Origin of the sequence: Maribellus sp. YY47 (genome assembly GCF_023111095.1) — a bacterium.
Taxonomy (GTDB): Bacteria; Bacteroidota; Bacteroidia; order Bacteroidales; family Prolixibacteraceae; genus Draconibacterium.
This window is the reverse complement of record NZ_JALGYW010000055.1, coordinates 1-514: the sequence shown is the minus strand read 5'-3', so window position 1 is coordinate 514 and position 514 is coordinate 1. Positions and strand designations below refer to the sequence as shown.

The following is a 514-nucleotide window of genomic DNA, read 5'->3' as shown; positions in this document are numbered from 1 at the left end:
TTTTTTTATTTTTTGTGCTTCAAAATGTTAATGAACTTTGCGTAAAAAAACCAGCACCCTATTTCTTGCAATGCCGGTCATCTACTTTCCTTTTATCGCCTGACCTCTCTTTCCTTTCTTCTCAAATCTCCAGTATCGGCCAGAACTCGTTCCCCACTTTCGGGGCGACAAAGGTAATCAGTTTTTTGTATTCCCAAAAACTTTTTCAAGTTTTTTTCGCTTTTTTATTTTCCTGCTTCCCTTGTTCTGTAAAGGTTTCAATCACTGTTGCCAGCCTATCCCCTTTTCCAAAACTTCTCTCAGTCGCGTTAAGAACTTTGCTTTCTGTGAAAGCGGCGGCAAAGGTAGACATCTTTTTGGTTGATCCAAATTATTGATGAACTTTTTTGAAGTTTTTTCTCGCAGTGGTCAACCTACCGGTATTCCGCATTAATACAAAACTTCAACTCTCCTCTCACCTGTTCCTAATCTTTCATTCCCTCAGTGAACGCTCGCTCTTAAAGCGGCTGCAAAA

General features: G+C 39.9%; 1 protein-coding gene. It reads left to right on the top strand.

Annotation, left to right across the window (positions count from 1 at the left end; translation table 11 throughout):
* Positions 1–377 (top strand): hypothetical protein (locus MR764_RS20170; protein WP_247981258.1); only part of this gene is annotated, 377 nt, incomplete at its 5' end.
* Positions 378–514: the final 137 nt, after the last annotated feature.